Below are 21,362 nucleotides of genomic sequence, written 5' to 3'. Positions count from 1 at the left end.
GTATCAGTCAGCCAGACTCTGCTGCCGCAGCAGCAGTTCCGCAAGCAGCAGGCCGGTGATGTACAGCAGGCCCCATGACCAGAGTGTATCAGTCAGAAAATGCCCCCCCTGGCTGATACGGGCGTAGCTCATGGCACCACCAAACAGCATGCCGCCAATCAGCCAGGCATAGGCCGTTGCCGGCTTACGCCAACGATAGATGAAAAACGGGGCCATCATATAAAAGGCCGCCGCCGCATGGCCGGAAGGGAATGAACGGCCGCGGGCGGTGTTACCCGGCTGCCACGGCTGCCTGAATTCCCGTTCACCGCCAAACTGGACAACATCCCGGGGACGGGGGCGGTCCCAGTGACTTTTGAACAGACTGTTCACCACCAGACCATTGCCCACGATCAAAAACAGCACCAAAAACAGCCCCGGCCGCACCAAGTGACGTGCGTACGCCTTGAAAAAACCGGTGACAGCAACTGCCAAACCAATCACCGACAGCACCAGGGCCTGCTTCCAGTGCAGCCAGTACAAGAATTTCCACGGCAACAGGGTGCCAACCGGCCAGTCACCTTGGCGATAGAAATGCGAGGCGATGCCAAGATCGGCACCGGTGGCGCCCAGCAGGCCGGTCACGATCACCAGCAACGCCAGCACCATCCACAGCTCGGCCCAAAAACGGCCGTTCATAGCCCTTCTGTCCGTTTCCAACGGCGATGCACCCAGTACCAATCGGTGGGGTGGCGGACAATGAAACGCTCAATCTCTGCAGAGTAGCGTTGCACATCAGCCTGTACGGCCGCTTCGTCGCCAACATCGGAAAAAACCAGCATCGGCTGGATATCAATCACGTAGCGATCACCCTCACGATACATAAAGACCGGCAACACCGGGACACCGGTCTTGCGGGCAAGCACCACCGGCACGCGCGAAGCCCAGGCCGGTCGTCCCAAAAAACTGATCAGGCAGCCTTCTTCCGGTAGGACCGCTTGATCCACCAGCAGGCCGACCACCCCTTTTTTTCTGATGACCGACAGCATGTTCCTGAGGGCGTTTTGCTTGTAGATGATGCTGTTGTCGTAGCTCATCCGCATCCGTTCCACCATCCGGTTCAGATACGGGTTGTTCTGACGACGGGCAACCACCGACACAGGTACGTTGAACAGCTTGCCAAAGGCCAGGGCTCCCAGCTCCCAGTTGCTGCAGTGCCCCGTCAGAAAGACCAGCCCCTTGTCAAGGGCACACGCCGCCTCAAAATGCTCGCGGCCACGCACGTCAATACGCCCTATCAGCGTCGCGCCCCTGCCGTGGTAGAGACGACAGACCTCCAGCAACGAGCGCCCGATGCCCTGAAAGACGGCAGCGGCGATGGCAGCCGCATCAGGCAATGGGCAGCTCCACTCGGGCTGCGATCGCATATACTCCAGGGTACTGTCAATGTTCTGCTCGGCCACCCGCCGACGGCTCGACAGCACCCGATGCAGCAACATCCCGACTGGCGAGGCCAAGCGATCGGCCAGCCCCTGCGGAACCAGTGCCACCAGCCAGGTGCCGAGGTAAAACAGGCCGGCCTGTAGCAACCAGAGAGTCTTGCGCATCAGGCAGCCACCGGTTCCGGCTGATCACTGAACTGCAGGGCATGCAAACGACTGTACAGGCCGCTGCCGGCCACCAGATCAGCATGACTGCCAACCTCCAGAATGTTGCCCTGTTCCAGCACCACAATCAGATCGGCGTTTTGTACCGTTGACAAGCGATGGGCAATCACAAAGGTGGTGCGATTGCGCATCAGGTTTTCCAGGGCCTGCTGCACCATCTTTTCGCTTTCAGTATCCAGGGCGCTGGTGGCCTCGTCCAGTATCAGGATCGGCGCATCCTTGATGAGCGCACGGGCAATGCAGAGTCGCTGACGCTGGCCGCCGGACAGCCGTGCGCCGCGGTCGCCGATATTGGTTGCATAGCCCTCAGGCAGCTGCTGGATAAAATCATCGGCAAAGGCCGCCCTTGCGGCTGCCTCCACCTCAGCGTCGCTGGCGTCGGGACGGCCGTAGCGGATGTTGTTGGCGATGGTATCGTTAAACAGGGTAGTTTCCTGATCAACCAGGGCAAACTGGCGATTGAGTGATACCAGACTGATATCCCGCAGGTCGTGGCCGTCCAGCAGGATCGCTCCCTGGTCAACATCATAAAAACGCATCAAAAGCGCAGCCATCGTCGATTTTCCGCTGCCCGACGGCCCCACCAGGGCCACCATCTGCCCGGGCGCAACGGTAAGGTTTACCCCTTGCAGCACCGGCTCATCGCCATAGCGAAAGCCAACCTCCTGAAACTCCACCCGACCGCTAACCCTGGCCAGTTCGACCGCATCCGGCTTATCGACAATACTGCGCTGGGCATCCATGGTCTGAAAGACACGCTCAGCCGCACCAGCCGAGCGCTGCATGACGTTGTATGATGACTGCAGCTTCTTGACCGGCGTAAAGAGCATGATCATGGCGGCAATAAAGGAAAACAGTTCCGCCGGCGTCATACGACCCGCCATGACCTGACTGCCGCCGACGTAGATTACCGCCGCCACACCCAGTGACACAATCATCTCGGTTACCGGCGTGGCCAACGACGAGTACTTGATATAGCGCTTGAACTGCTGCAGAAAGTTTTGGTTTTCCTGTTCAAAGCGCTCCGATATCTGCTGTTCCAGACCGAAGGCCTTGATCACCTTGATACCGGAAAAGGTCTCCTGGATGGTGGTACCCAGGCCACCCATCACGTCAAGGCTGCGCCGGGCGGCATTCTTGATCTTTTTACCGATCAGTTGGGCCGGATAGATGGTCAGCGGAAATACGACGAACGAAATGGTGGCCAGTTGCCAGTTGCGGTAAAAGATCACACCCAGCAGGGCTGCCAGCGAGATCAGGTCACGGAACAGGCCGGTGACCACCTGGCCCATACCCTCCTGCATGGTGCTGATGTCGTTGGTCATACGCGACATCAGGTCACCGGTGGCCTGACGATTGTAGAAGGACATATCCTGGCGGGTGGTCAGCCTGAAAAAATCGTTGCGGATGTCCTGAATCGCCTTTTGTCCGGCCAGTTTGATGGTGGCGTCATAGATATACCGGCTGACGCCCCGCACCAGAAACAGGGTCACGATCCCCATCGGCACCAGCAGGAAGATCGTGGTATCCTTGCCGGCAAAAATCCGTTGCAGCACCGGCTCAACCAGGTAGGCAAAGGCACCGTCCATGGCCCCCACCACCAGCGAGAACAGCGCCGACAGCAGCAGCAACCACCAGTAGGGCAGGAAATACCGTAGTGTACGCTTGAGTACAGGGCTCATGACTGCTCCACCAATGCCATCACCAGTGCGGCCATCTTCTGGTCTGAACCGCCACCACCCAGGCGCTGCCGAACATTGGCAAGCCCTTGTTTCAGCTCATCAGCATACCGTGCATCAGACAAGATACGTCCAATCTCCTGGGCGATCCGTTGCGGCGAGGCATCGTCCTGGATCAGCTCCTGGGCGACGGTTTCGCCGGCCACGATGTTGCATAGGCCAATATGATCGACCTTTACCAGCCTGACTGCCAGCTGATAGGTCAGCGCTGCCAGTTTGTAGATGATCACCAGTGGTGTGCCCACCAGGGCTATCTCAAGGGTTACGGTGCCGGAAACCGCAATCACGGCGTCGCAGGCCTTGATCAGGTCGTGAATCCGTTCGCGCGTCGTGGTTATGGACAGCTGATGTCCCACAAGGTAAGGGGCGAGATCAGCATCACTGAGGGTGGAGGCCAGCGGCAACACGAACTGCACGTCCGGAAACTGCTGCTGCAGCAGCTGGACAGCATCGAGGATCACCGGCAGCAGGCGGCTGACTTCGCTGCGACGACTGCCGGGAAACAGGCCGACGATCGGCCGTGATGGGTCCAGCCCGAACGAGCTGGCCGCCTCGTCGTGCGAAAGCTCCGTTTTTACCCTGTCGGCCATCGGATGGCCTACAAAGGAGACTGGCACTCCGGCCTGCTCGTAAAACGGCGCTTCAAACGGCAGGATCACCGCCATATGATCCACCAGCTTTTTGATTTTCTTGACCCGCCCCTGACGCCAAGCCCAGATCTGCGGCGAGATGTAATAGAGCACCTTGACGCCGGCCTGCTTGGCCACCTTAGCCAGGCGCAGGTTGAAACCCGGATAATCGATCAGGATCAGCAGGTCCGGGGGATCGTTCTGCAAGATGCGCTTTAACTGCAGAAATGCCGGTGCAATCACGTCGAAGTGCTTGAGCACCTCCACCAGACCCACTACCGCCATATCGGCCGAATCGGCCATGGTTTCTGCGCCTGCCTCCCGCATCCGCGCACCACCGATGCCGAAAAAGCGGAAGGTCGGGTCGATGGCATGCACCGCCCTGATCAGGCCGGCGCCGTAGATATCACCAGAGGCCTCTCCAGCAACGATCATGATCCGTTTTGCCGTTTGCGCCTTCATCAGCACGTCACCGCTTCGCGCACCACCGCCACCACCCGATCCACCTGCTGATCAGTCAGCTCAGGGTAGATCGGCAACGACAGGCATCGGGCGGCAACCGATTCGGCCACTGGCAATGATTGCCCGCTGTACTGTTTGCGGAATACCTCTTGGCGATGCAGTGGGATCGGATAATAAATGGCGCTGGCAATCTGGTTGTTGTTTAAGGCGGTCATAATCGTGTCACGGTGCTCGCTGAGCAGGGTGTATTGGTGATACACATGCAGGCCTTTGCCGTCTTCAAACGGCAGCTGCACCAAATCCTTCAGCCCTGCTGCATATCGCTTGGCTACCCGCCGGCGCTCCTGGTTGAAGCGCTCGACATGCGCAAGCTTGACCCGCAGGATAGCCGCCTGCAGTTCATCCAGGCGGCTGTTCAGGCCGATCTGGTCATGGTGATAGCGCTTTTTGCTGCCGTGGTTGCGCAACGCACGCAGCGCCTCTGCCGCTTCTGCCGTGGCACAGGTAACCAGGCCGCCATCACCACAGCAGCCCAGGTTTTTGCTGGGGAAAAAACTGAAACAGCCAAAGGCGCCGATGGTGCCGGTCATCCTCCCCTGTGTTGTCGCGCCAAAGGATTGGGCACAGTCCTCAATCACGATCAGCCGGTGCCGGTTGCAGACCGCACTGATGGCGGCCATGTCGGCCGGCTGGCCGAACAGATGCACCGGTATCACCGCACGGGTAGCGGACGTAATGGCCTGTTCGATCAACTCCGGCGCCATGTTAAAGGTGCGCGGATCAATATCAACGAAGACCGGGGTGGCTCCGACCTGGCAGATCGCCTCGGCAGTTGCGATAAAGGTGAAGGCAGTGGTGATGACCTCGTCGCCAGGCCCGATACCGCTCGCCAGCAGCGCCAGCTGCAGGGCGTCGGTGCCGGATGCGCAGCTCACCGCATGGGGCGCACCCAAATGCCGGGCTACTTCTTGCTCAAAGCTGGTGACATTGGGCCCAAGTATAAACTGGGTACCCTCCAATACACCCAGCACCGCTTGATCAATGTCAGCTTTCAGCTGGTGATACTGATGCTGCAGGTCAACCATCGGTATCACGCCATCCCCCTGCTCAAGGCTGCGTTAATCTTAAGGGCCGTCTCCAGCGCCATCCGCCCGGCGTAGCCGTTCACCAGAGGTTCTCTGCCGGTCACAATCGCCTCCACAAACGAACTGATCTCAGCCAGCAACGGGTCGGATTGGCCTAAATCCTGTTCCACCACCTGCAACGGAGGCACGGTTACCTGCTGTTGGTCAGCCTGCAGGCGGTTGGCAGCTAGCAACTTCCGATTCTGAAAGTCAAGGACCAGGTAGGCATCCCGCTGAAAGACCCGCATCTTGCGCTCAGACTTCAGGCTGATGCGACTGGCGGTGACATTGGCCACACAGCCGTTGCCAAAACCGATCCGGGCATTGGCTATATCTTCTTCAGCCGTAAAAACCGGGGCGCCGATGGCATCGATACTGACGACCGGCGCCTTGACCAGATACTGGATCAGCTCTATATCGTGTATCATCAGATCCAGCACCACGTTGACATCGGTCCCACGCGGGCAAAACGGCGCAACACGGACCGACTCCACAAACAGCGGCCTGTCCATCTTGGCCACGGCGGCCTGCAGCACCGGATTGAAACGCTCCAGATGGCCGACCTGCAGTACCAGCCGCTGTGCTTCGGCAAGGCTGATCAACGCATCGGCCTGCTCAATGGTCGTCGTTATCGGCTTCTCAACCAGCACGTGCACGTTGTTCGCCAAGAACTCACGGGCGATCTCAAAGTGGTGCCTGGTAGGCACCACCACGCTGACCGCATCCACCTGACCGAGCAATACACGGTGATCGTCAAAGGCGCGACAGCCACAGGCTGCAGCCACCTCGGCGGCCCGTGCCGGATTACTGTCCGCTACGCCAACTAGCTCTACTCCTGGCAGTGACGCGTACTTCTGGGCATGAAAGGCACCCAGGTAGCCAACGCCGATCACTGCCGTCCGCAGTGGCGTCATCCCCGGCAGATGCCTCGTTCTGATTTTTCAATAAAGTTGAGCAGCGTATCCACCTCGGCGCAACCGACGATTTCAGCCTTGATTTTGGCAATCGCATCAACCTGCTTCAAATCAGACATAAACAGAATCTTGTACGCATTTTTAAGATTGCGTATCACCTCGTCGCTGAAGCCGCGCCGCTTGAGGCCGATCAGATTCAGGCCCCGGAGTTTGGCCTCACGCCTGTCACCGAAGGATGCAATCATATAGGGCGGCACATCCGATCCTGCCAGGGTGCCACCGCCCAGCATGGCGTACGAGCCGATATGGACAAACTGGTGAACAGCCACCAGACCGCCCAGGATGATGTTGTCCTCAACGGTCACATGGCCGGCCAGGGTGGCGGCATTGGCCATCACGTTGCCACTGCCCACCCGGCAGTCGTGAGCCACATGGGAATAGGCCATCAGCAGGTTGTTGTTGCCCAGCACCGTCTCGCTGATGCCGGTTACGGTACCGCGATGCACCGTGGCAAACTCACGGATCGTATTACCGTTGCCGATGCGGGTCCAGCACTCCTCGCCCCTGTACTTCAGATCCTGGGGCGCCACACCCACTGAGGCCATGTGGTAAATCTGATTGTTTTCGCCCAATTCAGTCCATTTGCCGATCACGGCATGGGGGCCGATGCTAGTCCCCTTGCCGATAATGACCTGCTCCTCGATAATGGCGTAGGGACCGATCTCGGCCCCTTCAGCGATCTGGACCGATGGATGGATGATTGCCGTCGGATGCACTGCCATAGCTCCCCCTTAGGTTGCTGCTGCTGCAAAGGTAGCCTTTAGAGACGCCTCGGTCACCAGGGTTCCGTCCACATACGCCTTGCCATCAACCCCCCAGATACCGCGTCGGTTCAGGGTGGTGGTGATCTCGATCCGCAGCTGGTCGCCCGGCATCACCGGCTTGCGGAACTTGGCATTTTCAATGGCGATGAAGTAGCTGACCTTCTTCTGGGTCTCTTCATCAGAGGCCAGATAGGCCATGATACCGGCAACCTGGGCCATGGCCTCCACGATCAAGACCCCCGGCATCACCGGATGGCCGGGGAAATGCCCTGGAAAAAATGGTTCGTTGATGGTCACGTTTTTGATACCCACGCAGCGGGTACCGTGCTCCAGCTCCACAATCCGGTCCACCAGCAGGAATGGATAGCGGTGGGGCAGAATCTTCATGATGGCGTTCACATCCATCGGCAGGGTCGGTTGCATCACTTACTCCTTTGCCAGCCGGGCCTCAAGGGCGGCTATTTTTTTCTCCAACTCGCTTACTTTTTTTCGCATATCAGGCAGCCTGGGCAGCACACCCATCACCCGCAGCCAGTCTTTGTGGGGCATGGCCGGCGATCCGCTATAGTAGGCATTGGGGGCCAAGGCGCTGGGCACGCCGGCCTGGGCGCCTACGATCACATTGTCGCCAATACTGACATGGCCCACCACCCCCACCTGACCGGCCAGGGTCACGTGGTTGCCGATCTTGCTGCTGCCGGCAATCCCCACCTGGGAGACGATCATGCAATCCTCGCCGATCTGGCAGTTGTGGGCCACCTGCACCAGGTTGTCCAGCTTGGTGCCGCGCTTGATCAGGGTTACCTCCAGGGCGGCCCGGTCAACCGTGCTGTTGGCGCCGATTTCGACATCGTCTTCCAGTACCACAATGCCGATCTGGGGAATTGGATAATAGGAAGGCCCATCCGGGGCATAGCCGAAACCGTCGCTGCCGATCACGGCCCCCGGCTGCAGCTTACAACGCTTGCCCAGACGGCAACGCTCCCGCACCACGGCATTGGCATGGATCACACTGTCGTCGCCGATAGTAACGCCATCGTAGATCACCGCACCAGGATGGATCACCACCCGGTCACCGATGGTGACATTGTTGCCGACCACCGCGCCAGGATAGATACTGATCCCCTCGCCCAGGGTGACATTGGTGCCGATCACCGCCTCGGGCATCACTCCCAACGGCGGGTGTGCTGCGGTATAAAACAGGGTCAGCAGCTTGGCAAAGCCCAGATACGGATTGTCCAGCTCGATCACGTTGCGGCCGTAGGCCTCGCCGCCCGGCGCCATCAACACCGCGCCGGCCCTGGTCTCCGCCACCTTGGCGGCGTACTTGGGGTTGGCCAGAAAGGTAACCTTGTCCGGTCCGGCCGTTTCCAACGGGGCCAGGCCGTTCACCGTCAAGGTTGCATCGCCGCGCACGGTGCCGCCCAGGTAGTCTGCCAGTTGCTGCAGGGTTTTGGTCTGGATCATGGCAACACAGCCCCTCAATTATTTTTTCGGATTGCTGGCGTTAAAGGCCTTAATCACCTCTTCGGTCAGGTCAGCCTTCTGGTCGGCGTACAACATGCCGGCGCCACGGGCATCAAAGATGATCGTATAGCCGTTTTTACGGCCATACTCGTTGACCACCTTGCTCATGGCCTCAACCAGTTTTTTGGTGAACTCGCCATCACGGGCCTGGAGGTCTTCCTCGGCGTCTTTGGTAAAACGCTGGAAGTCCTTCAGTTTTTGCTGGTAATCCTTTTCCTTGGCAGCTCGGGCTATTTCGCTTAAGGCCACACCCTGCTTCTCCAGGTCACCCTTCAGCTTCTGCAGTTCATCCTGCTTGGCGTTGATCTGGTCCTGGTAGCCCTTCAGCCTGACCTGCAACTGCTGCTTGGCATCCTTGCCGGCCTCCGAGCTGTTCAGGGCACGCTGCATATCGATATAGCCGAACTTGCCTTCGGCAGCCCAGGCGGCACCAGTCATCATCGCCAGCATCATTACCACCATCATCACGCGCTTCATGGTTCGTCTCCTTTAGCTTACTGTATGCTAGAACATACTACCGATTGCGAATTCAAATCGCCCTGACGTGCTCTCACCAGGGTTGGGGTTGATCGGGATACCGTATTCAAGACGTAGCGGACCCATCGGCGAGGCCCAGCGGATGCCGCCGCCATAGCTCATCAGCACCTTGGGGGGCCTGAAGCCGCCGTCCCAGGCGTTGCCGTAGTCAAAAAAGGCCACCCCTTTAACCCCAAACTCCGACAACAACGGGAATTTCAGTTCTACGTTGCCGAATAGTTCCTTTTCACCGCCGATATAGTTGCCAAACTGATCTCTTTCACCGATAGTCCTGGCCTCATAGCCCCGCAGGGTACCAATACCTCCCAGGTAGAAGCGTTCATCCAGCGGCACCTTGCCGCCAGCTTCCTGCACCGCTCCCAACACCAGTTTGGTAGAGACCACGAACTTCCACCACAGCGGATAGTAAATGGTATTGTCTAAGACCTCACGTACGTACTTGTTATCGCCCCCCAGGCCTGCGTACTCCAGCGAGAAGGAGTTGACCATGCCGGTGGAGGGATCGAAACGGTAATCAGTATTGTTGTGGGTGATGCTGGCATAGATCGCACTGGTAGTTGACTGACCGATCGGATACAGGTCGTTGCCATATTGGTCGTGGGCCTGTTTCCACGCATCAGTGTACTCGTACACATCCTTCATCTCGTACTTGTACATCAGGAAAGTGCCGACATAATCGCTGATCGGGTAACCGGCCTTGATGTCGAAACCGGTGCGTCGCAGGTAGTAGTCATCCCACTCCCGTTCAGAACGGTAGATATCAGCCCCCAGGGTCCATTTGCTATCCAGGAAGTAGGGGTCGGTCAGGCCGACCGAATAGGTGTTGGAACTGCCGCCCAGCGAGGCCGAGGCGTTGGCCTTGAGCCCCAGGCCCAGGAAGTTGGACTGGGAAATCGAGCCCTGCAGGATCATGCCGTCCAGCGAGCTGTAGCCGCCGCCAATGGTGAAGGCGCCGGTGGCCTTCTCCTTCAGGTCCACGTTGATGTTCAGCTTGTCAGCGCTGCTGCCCTTGACGCTGGCCACGTTGGCTTCTTCAAAATAGCCGGTGTTCATCAGGTTCTGCTTGCTACGCTTGAAGCCGGTGGCGCTGTACAGTTCGCCTTCCAGAAGCCGCATCTCGCGCCGCACTACCTTGTCACGGGTCTTGCCATTACCGGCGATGGTGATCCGCTCGATATAGACCAGATCGCCCTTCTCCACATCAAAGGTCAGCTCCAGCTGCTTCTTTTCCTGATCCTGCTTGGTCAGTGGGTTGACGTTGTTGAAGGCGTAGCCCTTGTCGGCGGTCATGTCGGTCAGGGTGCCGATGTCCTCCCGCAGATTCTTGCGGCTGAAGACCTCACCCACCTCGCTCTTCAGCTTCGTCCTGATCTCTGCCTCGGGATACAGGACGTCACCGGAGAAGGCGATGGAACCGATCCGGTACTGGTCACCCTCAGTGATCGAGACCAGCACCTCCAGTGACTCCCGGTCTTCGGACAGCTTGACCTTGGGCTCCCCCACCTTGACGTTGATATAGCCGTTGTTCATGTAGTGGTCGGCGATCAGCAGGGCATCGTTGCGCAACACCTCTTCCTTGTAGGTACCGGCACCGGTCAACCACGACATGAACCACTCTTCGCTGGTCTCGATCACCCCGCGCAACTTGCGGGGAGAAAAGGCCGTGTTGCCTTCGAAGCTGATCGTGCTGATCCGGATCTTGTTGCCTTCAGCGATCTGCAGCGTCACCAGGTATTCGGTGTCGGAGCGCTGTTCAACCCGGGGCTGCACCTGCACCAGGTAGTAGCCTTCATCCTGGTACTGCTTGGTCAGCTTGAGAACGGCAGCATCCAGATCTTTTTGCGAGAACACGGCGTTGCGACGGATCGGCAGACCTTCCAGCAGTTTTTCCTGCTTGAGCGCCTCGTTGCCTTCAAAGCGCACCTCACGAATGATCGGCTTTTCCACCACCGAAAAGACCAGTACCAGGCCGGCGTTGCCCGGTTCAGTGCTGACCTGCACATCACGGAACTGGCCCAGGTTAAAGATGGAGCGGATATCTGCGTCGGTGCGATCGCTGTCGAGACGCTCACCCGCCTTGCTGCTAACGGCATTCAGTATGGCAGCGGAATCGATGCGCCGGTTGCCGCGCACCACTACCTCACTGACCGTGTCACTTTCAGCGTAAACAGCTTCGCTGTTCATCAACAGCAGTGCCACCACGGCGATCTTCAGGTACTGATACTTGGTCACACACCCTCCAGGGCAGCGTAGTCAATACTACCATCCACCAGACGGACAACTCGTCCCATGCCGGCGGCCAGACGTTCATTATGGGTTACCACCACCAGCGTAATGCCGGTCTCTTGCTGCAAGCGGGCCAGCAGCTCGTGGATCGCCTCGCTGGTCTTCATGTCCAGGTTGCCGGTGGGTTCGTCGGCCAGCAGCAGTTCAGGGCCCAGCACCAAGGCGCGGGCAATGGCCACCCGCTGCTGCTCGCCACCGGAAAGCTCACCAGGGCGATGCTGCAGACGGTGCCCCAGGCCGACCTGTTCTAAAAGCTGCCGGGCCTGTTGCTCTGCATCCTTTCGTGGCTGACGGTTGATCAGGGCCGGCAGCAGCACGTTTTCCAGGGCGGTAAATTCCGGCAACAGGTGATGAAACTGGAACACAAAACCGATGCTACGATTTCTGAAATCGGCCAGTTGCTGCTCTGAACGACGGAACAGCTCCTCGCCCTTGTAGCTCACCGAACCGCTACTGGGGCGATCCAGGGCCCCTAGGATGTGCAGCAGGGTACTCTTGCCGGCGCCCGAGGCGCCGATCAATGCCGTTGTCGTGCCGGCCTCGATCTCCAGATCGATCCCACGCAGCACCTCCACCGTCGAGCTGCCCATGTTGTAGCTCTTGCAGAGCCCGCTAAGCGAGATCAGGTTACTCATACCTGAGCGCCTCCGCCGGCAACATCTTTGAAGCCTGCCAGGCCGGATAGAGGGTGGCCACAAACGAGATCACTACCGCCGTGATCGAGATCATCAGCACATCAGAGCCCACCACTTGGGAGGGGAAGTGATCCAGGTAGTAGATATCCTTGCTGAAGAAGTTCTTGCCGGTCAGCTTTTGTACCAGATCGATGATCAACTCCAGATTGTGGGCGATCAGCAGACCGGACAACACCCCCAGCACGGTGCCCACGATGCCGATGATCAGCCCTTCCAACACAAAGATCTTCATGATACTGAGCGAGCGAGCCCCCATCGCCTTCAGAATGGCGATATCGCGGGCCTTTTCCATCACCACCATGAACAGGGTTGAGGCGATGCCGAAGGCCGCCACCAGCACGATCAGGGTCAGGATGATGAACATGACCACCTTTTCAGTCTTGAGCGCAAACAGGATGTTCTTGTTCATCTGCATCCAGTCCCGCGCGTAGAGCTCAGGGCCGAATTCGCGGTTGATCCGCTGGGCCAGTTCGGTGGTGCCGTAGACATTGGCCACCTTCAGCTGCACACCGGTCACGGTGTCGCCCAGGTCGAAGAAGCGTTGGGCCTGGCCGAGACTGACATAGGCCAGGGTAGAGTCATACTCGAACATGCCGGTATTGAAGATGCCCACCACCCGGAACGGTTTCAGCTTTGGCATCATCCCCAGCGGGGTGATGCTGCCGGTGGGCGAAACCACATTTACCCGGTCTCCCAGGGCAAGATTCAAGTGGCGTGCCAGTTCGCGCCCGATCAGGATACCCGGCTCAGGCCCGCTACCGGGCTGCGGATCAAGGAGGGTCATGCCGCCCTGCACCAGCGAGCGTGACAGTCGGGTCACCTCGCGGTCAGTTTCCGGCTCGATCCCCCGCAGCACCACGCCGGACACATTGCGTCCGGTGGAGAGCATGACCTGGTTGTAGATGAACGGTGTAGCGGCCTGCACACCAGGCAACTGTTTGAGACGTTCCATGGTCCCGCGATAGTTTTCCATCGCTGCGCCGCTACGGATTACGACCAGGTGGGCATTGGTACCGAGGATCTTTTCCTTTAGATCGCGCTCAAAGCCGGTCATCACCGCCAGCACCACAATCAACGCCATAACCCCCAGCGCCACACCGGCAGTGGAGATAAAGGTTATGATCGAGATGAAGGTGGACTTGCGCTTGGCCTTGAGGTAACGCAACCCGATCAGGAGTTCGAACGGCATGGACAAGTCTATTTCGCCTCTTTACGCAGTTGCGGGAACAGGATCACGTCACGGATCGAGGCCGAGTCGGTCAAAAGCATCACCAGGCGGTCGATGCCGATCCCCTCGCCGGCCGTCGGCGGCAGGCCGTATTCCAAAGCACGCACATAATCCTCATCCATGTAGTGCGCCTCTTCATCCCCTTTGTCCTTCTCAGCCACCTGGGCCAGAAAGCGCTCCTTCTGATCCACCGGGTCGTTCAGCTCGGAAAAGGCGTTGGCGATCTCACGGCCGCCGATCATCAGCTCAAAACGATCAACGATGTACGGATCATGATCGTTTTTGCGCGAGAGCGGCGAGACCTCTGTGGGATAGGCGGTTACAAAGGTGGGTTGAATCAACTTGTGTTCAGCAACCTCTTCAAAGATCTCCATGATCAGCTTGCCATAGCCGATCTCATCCGGCAGGTCCAGGCCGATACTGCGGGCGTAGGCCAGTGCCAGATCACGGTCCTCCAGCTGCTTCTGCTCGATGTCGCCATACTCCAGGATCGCTTCCTTTACCGTCAAACGCCGCCAGGGGCGCTGGAAGCTGATGGCCAGCTCCTGATAGGTAAAGTCAAGCGTACCCAACACCTCTTGGGCCACATGACAGAACAGTTCTTCGGTGAAGTCCATCAGGTCCTCGTAGGTGGCGTAGGCCTGATAAAACTCCATCATGGTAAACTCGGGGTTGTGACGAACCGAGATCCCCTCATTACGGAAGTTGCGGTTGATCTCGAAAACCCGCTCGAAACCTCCCACCACCAGACGTTTCAGGTACAGCTCCGGGGCAATCCGCAGGAACAGTTCCATATCCAGGGCATTGTGGTGGGTCACAAACGGGCGAGCCGTGGCGCCACCGGGGATCGGCTGCATCATCGGCGTCTCAACCTCAAGGAAATCACGAGAGGTCATAAACTGACGGATCAGGTTAACAATCCGGGAACGCTTGATAAAAATCTCGCGCACCTCCGGGTTGACGATCAGGTCAACATAACGCTGGCGGTAGCGGGTCTCCACATCGGTCAGGCCGTGGAACTTTTCCGGCAGCGGCAGCAAGGATTTAACCAGCAGCCGCACCATGCGCGCATGAACCGACAGCTCGCCCTTCTGGGTGCGAAACGGGAAGCCGGCAACGCCGATAATGTCGCCGATGTCAAAGGACTCAAACTGGGCAAATGCCTCTTCGCTGAGATCATCCTTACGGACATAGACCTGAATCCGTCCGCTGCGGTCCTGAATCTGGATAAAAGCGGCCTTGCCGAATGAACGGCGGGCGATGATCCTGCCAGCCAGCACGAACTCGACATCCGGTGCGTCGATCTGCTCAACCGAACCGTACTGCTCCACCACATCAGCGGCAGTATGGGCAGGCTTGAAATCGTTGGGATAGGGGTTGATGCCGGCCGTCCAGAGGGCGTTGACCTTACGCCGCCGCTGTAACAGCAGTTCACTCAATTCTTCCATGGTCTTCTAGTACCTTTCAGAGCTGCAAATAAACTGAGAAAGTAGCCCAGCCAAACGGACGCGTCAAGCTATTCTTCTGCTATCTCAGCGGGTTTGGCGGCCTTTGCCGAACGTTTGGACGGTGCCCGTTTGGGCTTGGCAGCCGCCTTTTTCGGTGCTGCTTCAGGCTTAGGTGATTCCGCTGTCAACGGCACGCCCTGATCGTCAACGACAGCGGCCTTTTTCTTGGCAGCGGTGCTGCGTGAACGACGCGCTTTGGGCGGCGCTGGTTCTGCAGCGGCAACGGCCTCAACCGGCGCTGCGGCGGCTGCTTCCGGTTGTACCTTCTTTGCACGGCTCCTGCCTGCCTTTTTCGTAGGGGTGGCCTCTGCTGCTGGTGACGCCTGCGCATCCGGCTTGGTTACGGGGGCATCGGCAACGCTGGAAGGCTGTGCTTCTGTCGCATCTGCAACTGCGCCTTCTTTGGGCGTGCCCGGCTTTTTGCGGGAACGGGAGCGACGACGTTTCTTAGCCGGCTCTGCCTCCGAGCCACCGGTTTTGGTCTCCGCTGGCTCCTGCTGATGATCTGTCGGCGACTCGTCAGCGGCATCCTGCTCCTGACCGGCCGGCTGCACTGTTTGATCAGTGCCGGCTGGCTTTTTCTTCTTCTTGCGGCGACGTTTCTTCTTAGCGCCACCTTCAGCCGTTGCAGCCACAGGCACTGCTTCACCAGGCTCGTCACTACTCAGTGCCGGCTCTAAAGAAACCAGCGGCTGGTCGTCCTGCTCGCCCTTTTCGCGCTTGATGACCTCAAGCTCCAGCTGGTTCAGCAGGAAGGATGGCTTGCCCTTGACCGTAACCACAATCTCGTAATCGTTTTCAATCTGGGCCAGATCACGCTTTTTACGATTCAGCAGGAAGTAGGCTACCTCCAACGGCAGACCACCACGCACCTCGGCCACCTGTCCCTTGGCGGCGGCCCCATGTACCTTGCGCAGGAACGAGAGCGCCATAGCCTCCACCGACTTGACCCGTCCACGCCCTTCACAGTGGGGACACTCCAGATGGATGGCGTCGTTAATGTTCTTGGCGATCCGCTGGCGAGACATCTCCATCATGCCAAATTGTGAAATACGCCCCAGGTTGACTCGGGCCTTATCCATCTTGAGGGCCTCTTTGAGGGTCCGCTCCACCTCTTTGTTGTGCTTGGTTTCGCGCATATCGATAAAATCGATCACCACCAGACCACCCAGGTCGCGTAGCCGCAGATGACGGGCCACCTCGGCGGCAGCCTCCAGGTTGGTCTTATAGGCGGTATCCTCAACGCCCCGCTCGCCACTGGACTTGCCGGAGTTGACGTCAATCGAAACCAGTGCTTCAGTCGGCTCAATGATCAGGGAACCGCCCGACGGCAATGGCACACGTTTTTCGTACAACTGGTCGATCTGCTCCTCCAGCTGGTATTTGGAAAAGATCGGCCGCTTCTCCTTGTGCAGCTTGACCAGCTTTTCACAACCGGGCATCAACTCCTTAAAGAAGTCAATCGCCTGCTGGTAGGCGGCCTTATCATCAACCAGCACCTCATCGATATCATCGGAAAAGTAGTCACGCAGGGTGCGCAGGATGACGCCGGCATCATGATAGATCTCTGCGGGTCCCTTGATCTGTGCGGCTTGTTGCTGTATCCGCTCATGAACCCCCACCAGGTATTCCAGATCTTTTTTGAGCTCATCCGCTGTACGGCCCACGGCCTCGGTCCGCACGATATAGCCGTAGCCCTCAGGCACCTGAAGGTCCGCCACCAGTGCCTTCAGCTCTTTGCGTGTCGAGTTGTCCTCGATCTTGCGGGAGATACCGGCTGCGTCGTCACCGGGCATCAAGACCATATAGCGGCCGGGCAGCGACAGATAACTGGTCAGGGCTGCCCCCTTCATATCGCGGGCATCCTTTTCGACCTGCACAATCAGCTCCTGCCCCCGGCGCAGCACCTCTTGAATACGGGGGCGACGCTTGCGCTCCTCCACCGGCACATCGTCCCGCCACTGCCAGAAATTGGGGTGCAGATCACCCATCTGGATGAAGCCGGGCTTTTTCTGGCCGATATCCACAAAGGCCGCTTGCAGGCCCGGCTCGACCCGCAGCACCACCCCTTTGTAAATATTGCCTTTGGTCTGCTCTTTGCCACTGATCTCAATATTCAGATCCATCAGGCGACCTTCCTGCACGATCGCCACCCGGGCCTCTTCGGGATGCATGACGTTAATCAGCATCTTTCTGCTCATAGTTGTTCCTTTCAGATTGCGGGGTACAAATTCGCAGAAGTATACCGTTTGCCGCGTCTAAAGCCAAGAAAAAGCAACGTACTACGGTATACAACTTTAAAACGCAAACGCCCCGCTTCTCGAATTGAGGAGCGGGGCGTTTGGTTATTAATTCTGGCGGCGACCTACTTTCCCACACAGCTACCCGTGCAGTATCATCGGCCCTGAGGGGCTTAACTTCCGTGTTCGGGATGGGAACGGGTGTGGCCCCCTCGGCATAGCCACCAGAAACTATTTCAGCATTGGTCTTGTTGACCGTTGCCGGATCGGTTTCAATTGCATGTTGGAGTTTTGTATTGGCGATGTTTTTACGCTTTAGATTGATCAAATTTATGGGCTCGGGGGTGGGTTACCACCCCCTTGCCTTTATTTTTTTATGGTCAAGCCTCACGGCCGATTAGTACCGGTCAGCTGAATGCATTACTGCACTTACACACCCGGCCTATCAACGTTGTGGTCTACAACGGGCCTTCAGGGGTTGTTACACCCAGGGATATCTAATCTTGAAGGAGGCTTCCCGCTTAGATGCTTTCAGCGGTTATCCGTTCCGTACATAGCTACCCAGCGACTGCCACTGGCGTGACAACTGGAACACTAGAGGTACGTCCATCCCGGTCCTCTCGTACTAAGGACAGCTCTTCTCAAATATCCTGCGCCCACGGTAGATAGGGACCAAACTGTCTCACGACGTTTTAAACCCAGCTCGCGTACCGCTTTAATTGGCGAACAGCCAAACCCTTGGGACCTACTTCAGCCCCAGGATGCGATGAGCCGACATCGAGGTGCCAAACCTCCCCGTCGATGTGAACTCTTGGGGGAGATCAGCCTGTTATCCCCGGAGTACCTTTTATCCGTTGAGCGACGGCCCTTCCATACAGAACCGCCGGATCACTATGACCTACTTTCGTACCTGCTCGACTTGTGGGTCTCGCAGTCAAGCTCCCTTATGCCATTGCACTCTACGCCCGGTTTCCAATCGGGCTGAGGGAACCTTCGCGCGCCTCCGTTACTCTTTGGGAGGCGACCGCCCCAGTCAAACTACCCACCAGACAGTGTCCCCGACCCGGATGACGGGCCCAGGTTAGACATCCAAAACAACCAGGGTGGTATTTCAAGGACGACTCCACCGACACTGGCGTGCCAGCTTCAAAGTCTCCCACCTATCCTACACAAGCTATTCCGAAGGTCACTGTCAAGCTGTAGTAAAGGTTCACGGGGTCTTTCCGTCTTACCGCGGGTACTCGGCATCTTCACCGAGAATTCAATTTCGCTGAGTCACTGGTTGAGACAGCGCGGAAATCGTTACGCCATTCGTGCAGGTCGGAACTTACCCGACAAGGAATTTCGCTACCTTAGGACCGTTATAGTTACGGCCGCCGTTTACCGGGGCTTCGGTTCAAAGCTTCGCCTTGCGGCTAACAAATCCCCTTAACCTTCCGGCACCGGGCAGGCGTCAGACCCTATACATCGTCTTACGACTTAGCAGAGTCCTGTGTTTTTAGTAAACAGTCGCTACCGCCATTTCTCTGCGACCTCCTTCGGCTTCACGTGCAAATCGCTAGACCTAGTGGAGGCACACCTTCTCCCGAAGTTACGGTGTCATTTTGCCGAGTTCCTTAACCAGTGTTCTCTCAATCACCTTAGGATTTTCTCCTCACCCACCTGAGTCGGTTTACGGTACGGTCTCAAGTTACCTGAAGCTTAGAGGCTTTTCTTGGAAGCATGGGATCAACCACTTTGTGAGCATACGCTCTCGTCATCACGTCTCAGCCTTAACAAGAAAGCGGATTTACCTGCCTTCTCAGCCTACACGCTTGAACCAGGACAACCAGCGCCTGGATGGCCTACCCTTCTCCGTCCCCCCATCGCAGTAACCAGAGGTACAGGAATATTAACCTGTTTCCCATCAACTACGCCTTTCGGCCTCGCCTTAGGGACCGACTAACCCCACGCAGATTACCTTTACGTAGGAAACCTTGGGTTTACGGTGTGCGGGTTTCTCACCCGCATTTTCGCTACTCATGTCAGCATAATCTCTTGTGATACCTCCAGCCGTTCTCGCGATCGACCTTCACAGGCTTACACAATGCTCCCCTACCACTCATATTCTGAAATATAAGTCCGTAGCTTCGGTACCATGCTTGAGCCCCGTTACATTTTCCGCGCAGACCCACTCGACCAGTGAGCTATTACGCTTTCTTTAAAGGATGGCTGCTTCTAAGCCAACCTCCTGGTTGTCTGGGCATTTCCACATCGTTTTCCACTGAGCATGGATTTGGGGACCTTAGCTGACGGTCTGGGCTCTTTCCCTCTTGACGACGGATCTTATCACCCGCCGTCTGACTCCCGAGATGTACGTTGATGGTATTCGGAGTTTGGTTGGGTTTGGTAACCTGGTGAGGCCCCTAGCCCATTCAGTGCTCTACCCCCATCACTTAAATCCCGAGGCTATACCTAAATATATTTCGGGGAGAACCAGCTATCTCCGAGTTTGATTAGCCTTTCACTCCTATCCACACCTCATCCCCTGGCTTTTCAACGCCAGTGGGTTCGGGCCTCCACGAAGTGTTACCTTCGCTTCACCCTGGACATGGATAGATCACCCGGTTTCGGGTCTACTCCTACTAACTAGACGCCCAGTTAAGACTCGCTTTCGCTTCGGCTCCGTTCTATGAACTTAACCTCGCTAGTAAGAGTAACTCGCTGACTCATTATGCAAAAGGCACGCCGTCACACCTGATATACATGGTGCTCCGACTGCTTGTAGGCATACGGTTTCAGGTTCTATTTCACCCTCCTCATCGGAGTACTTTTCACCTTTCCCTCACGGTACTAGTGCACTATCGGTCAGAGGTTAGTATTTAGCCTTGGGAGATGGTCCTCCCAGATTCCCACGGGATTTCTCGTGTCCCGCGGTACTCGGGGTTCCTCTAGGGTGAATCTTGGTTTCGATTACGGGGCTATCACCCACTATGGCGGCACTTTCCAGAGCCTTCATCTACCAATCATCAATCCCACGTTGAGGCCCCACAACCCCGGAAGTACCGAAGTACTTCTGGTTTGGGCTAGTCCGCGTTCGCTCGCCACTACTGACGGAATCACTTTTGTTTTCTTTTCCTGCGGGTACTTAGATGTTTCAGTTCCCCGCGTTCGCCTCATGTGGCTATGTATTCACCACACGATTCCAGAGCATAACCTCTGGAGGGTTTCCCCATTCGGACACCCCCGGATCAAAGCCTGTTTAGCGGCTCCCCGAGGAATTTCGCAGCTTACCGCGTCCTTCATCGCCTTCCTCTGCCTAGGCATCCACCGTACGCCCTTTGTAGCTTGACCATAAAAAACTGAAATTGAATCAATACTACCGCGTATTTACTTCGCCTTTACGACATTACTCCAGTATGCAATTGTCAAAGATCAGTATCAAAGAGCGACCCTAAGATCGCCCAAAGAATCTGGTGGAGGTGAACGGGATCGAACCGATGACCTCCTGCTTGCAAGGCAGGCGCTCTCCCAACTGAGCTACACCCCCGATAAACCTGGTGGGCCTGGCTGGACTCGAACCAGCGACCTCACGATTATCAGTCGTGTGCTCTAGCCAACTGAGCTACAAGCCCTTGCGGTCATCGTTTCCACGATTCACGACACGTAAGTTTTAAAAAAGAACAAGGAAGACTCGTTCAGTCTCTCAAAACCAGATAGCAGATGATTGCAGGTTTGACCTAGGTCAGCTTGACAGCTCGTGGCTGTTAGCTCCTTAGAAAGGAGGTGATCCAGCCGCAGGTTCCCCTACGGCTACCTTGTTACGACTTCACCCCAGTCACCGACCATTCCTTAGGACGCTGCCTCCCAAAAGGGTTAGCTCACGTACTTCGGGACCAATCGACTCCCGTGGTGTGACGGGCGGTGTGTACAAGGCCCGGGAACGTATTCACCGCGGCATGCTGATCCGCGATTACTAGCGATTCCAACTTCATGGAGTCGAGTTGCAGACTCCAATCCGAAC

15 protein-coding genes, 2 tRNA genes and 3 rRNA genes are annotated in these 21,362 nt (G+C 57.3%); all 20 read right to left on the bottom strand.

The genetic code is table 11. From position 1 onward, the window contains the following. Positions 1-3: 3 nt before the first annotated feature. A complete protein-coding gene (locus tag RBQ93_RS11560; protein WP_320372270.1) occupies positions 4-678 on the bottom strand; it encodes a phosphatase PAP2 family protein in 675 nt (224 codons plus the stop codon). Then, positions 675-1,586, bottom strand: a complete 912-nt coding sequence (locus tag RBQ93_RS11555) for a lysophospholipid acyltransferase family protein (RefSeq protein ID WP_320372269.1) — start codon at positions 1,584-1,586, stop codon at positions 675-677. The genes RBQ93_RS11560 and RBQ93_RS11555 overlap by 4 nt, the downstream gene beginning before the upstream one ends. Beyond that, the gene (locus RBQ93_RS11550; protein ID WP_320372268.1) at positions 1,586-3,328 is read right to left on the bottom strand and encodes an ABC transporter ATP-binding protein; all 1,743 of its coding nucleotides are present in this window, start codon (positions 3,326-3,328) and stop codon (positions 1,586-1,588) included. Before RBQ93_RS11550 ends, RBQ93_RS11555 begins: the two co-directional genes overlap by 1 nt. Beyond that, positions 3,325-4,476: a lipid-A-disaccharide synthase gene (gene lpxB / locus RBQ93_RS11545; RefSeq protein WP_320372267.1), complete on the bottom strand. Its 1,152-nt coding sequence runs from the start codon at positions 4,474-4,476 to the stop codon at positions 3,325-3,327. The genes RBQ93_RS11550 and lpxB overlap by 4 nt, the downstream gene beginning before the upstream one ends. Next, positions 4,476-5,570: a DegT/DnrJ/EryC1/StrS family aminotransferase gene (locus RBQ93_RS11540; protein ID WP_413818382.1), complete on the bottom strand. Its 1,095-nt coding sequence runs from the start codon at positions 5,568-5,570 to the stop codon at positions 4,476-4,478. Before RBQ93_RS11540 ends, lpxB begins: the two co-directional genes overlap by 1 nt. Next, positions 5,567-6,514, bottom strand: a complete 948-nt coding sequence (locus RBQ93_RS11535) for a Gfo/Idh/MocA family oxidoreductase (protein WP_320372266.1) — start codon at positions 6,512-6,514, stop codon at positions 5,567-5,569. Before RBQ93_RS11535 ends, RBQ93_RS11540 begins: the two co-directional genes overlap by 4 nt. After that, positions 6,511-7,296: an acyl-ACP--UDP-N-acetylglucosamine O-acyltransferase gene (gene lpxA, locus RBQ93_RS11530; RefSeq protein ID WP_320372265.1), complete on the bottom strand. Its 786-nt coding sequence runs from the start codon at positions 7,294-7,296 to the stop codon at positions 6,511-6,513. Before lpxA ends, RBQ93_RS11535 begins: the two co-directional genes overlap by 4 nt. Positions 7,297-7,305: 9 nt before the next feature. Further along, positions 7,306-7,761 (bottom strand): 3-hydroxyacyl-ACP dehydratase FabZ, encoded by a 456-nt coding sequence (gene fabZ / locus RBQ93_RS11525; RefSeq protein WP_320372264.1) that lies wholly within the window; start codon positions 7,759-7,761, stop codon positions 7,306-7,308. A gap of 3 nt (positions 7,762-7,764) precedes the next feature. Next, positions 7,765-8,805 carry a UDP-3-O-(3-hydroxymyristoyl)glucosamine N-acyltransferase gene (gene lpxD / locus RBQ93_RS11520; protein WP_320372263.1) on the bottom strand — a complete coding sequence of 347 codons (1,041 nt, stop codon included), beginning with the start codon at positions 8,803-8,805 and terminating at the stop codon, positions 7,765-7,767. An 18-nt stretch (positions 8,806-8,823) separates the two neighbouring features. Beyond that, a complete protein-coding gene (locus RBQ93_RS11515) occupies positions 8,824-9,342 on the bottom strand; it encodes an OmpH family outer membrane protein (RefSeq protein WP_320372262.1) in 519 nt (172 codons plus the stop codon). A 27-nt stretch (positions 9,343-9,369) separates the two neighbouring features. Beyond that, the gene (gene bamA / locus RBQ93_RS11510; protein ID WP_320372261.1) at positions 9,370-11,634 is read right to left on the bottom strand and encodes an outer membrane protein assembly factor BamA; all 2,265 of its coding nucleotides are present in this window, start codon (positions 11,632-11,634) and stop codon (positions 9,370-9,372) included. Continuing rightward, positions 11,631-12,323, bottom strand: coding sequence for an ABC transporter ATP-binding protein (locus tag RBQ93_RS11505; RefSeq protein WP_320372260.1), 693 nt, complete (start codon positions 12,321-12,323; stop codon positions 11,631-11,633). Before RBQ93_RS11505 ends, bamA begins: the two co-directional genes overlap by 4 nt. Then, on the bottom strand, positions 12,316-13,572 hold the full coding sequence (locus RBQ93_RS11500; protein WP_320372259.1) for a lipoprotein-releasing ABC transporter permease subunit: 1,257 nt from the start codon (positions 13,570-13,572) through the stop codon (positions 12,316-12,318). The genes RBQ93_RS11505 and RBQ93_RS11500 overlap by 8 nt, the downstream gene beginning before the upstream one ends. A gap of 8 nt (positions 13,573-13,580) precedes the next feature. Next, positions 13,581-15,059, bottom strand: coding sequence for a lysine--tRNA ligase (gene lysS / locus RBQ93_RS11495; protein ID WP_320372258.1), 1,479 nt, complete (start codon positions 15,057-15,059; stop codon positions 13,581-13,583). A gap of 68 nt (positions 15,060-15,127) precedes the next feature. Further along, positions 15,128-17,320, bottom strand: a complete 2,193-nt coding sequence (locus RBQ93_RS11490) for an Rne/Rng family ribonuclease (RefSeq protein ID WP_320372257.1) — start codon at positions 17,318-17,320, stop codon at positions 15,128-15,130. A gap of 151 nt (positions 17,321-17,471) precedes the next feature. After that, positions 17,472-17,588 (bottom strand): 5S ribosomal RNA (rrf, locus tag RBQ93_RS11485). A 147-nt stretch (positions 17,589-17,735) separates the two neighbouring features. Then, positions 17,736-20,692, bottom strand: a 23S ribosomal RNA gene (locus tag RBQ93_RS11480). A gap of 120 nt (positions 20,693-20,812) precedes the next feature. Further along, positions 20,813-20,888, bottom strand: a tRNA-Ala gene (locus RBQ93_RS11475). Positions 20,889-20,896: 8 nt separating this feature from the next. After that, positions 20,897-20,973 (bottom strand) — tRNA-Ile (locus RBQ93_RS11470). 144 nt (positions 20,974-21,117) lie between these two features. Then, positions 21,118-21,362 (bottom strand): 16S ribosomal RNA (locus tag RBQ93_RS11465); the annotation flags it as partial.

The sequence above is a fragment of the Trichlorobacter sp. genome (assembly GCF_034008105.1).
GTDB lineage: Bacteria > Desulfobacterota > Desulfuromonadia > Geobacterales > Pseudopelobacteraceae > Trichlorobacter.
Note: the sequence above shows the minus strand (reverse complement) of the source record. Positions and strands in the feature narration are given on the sequence as shown.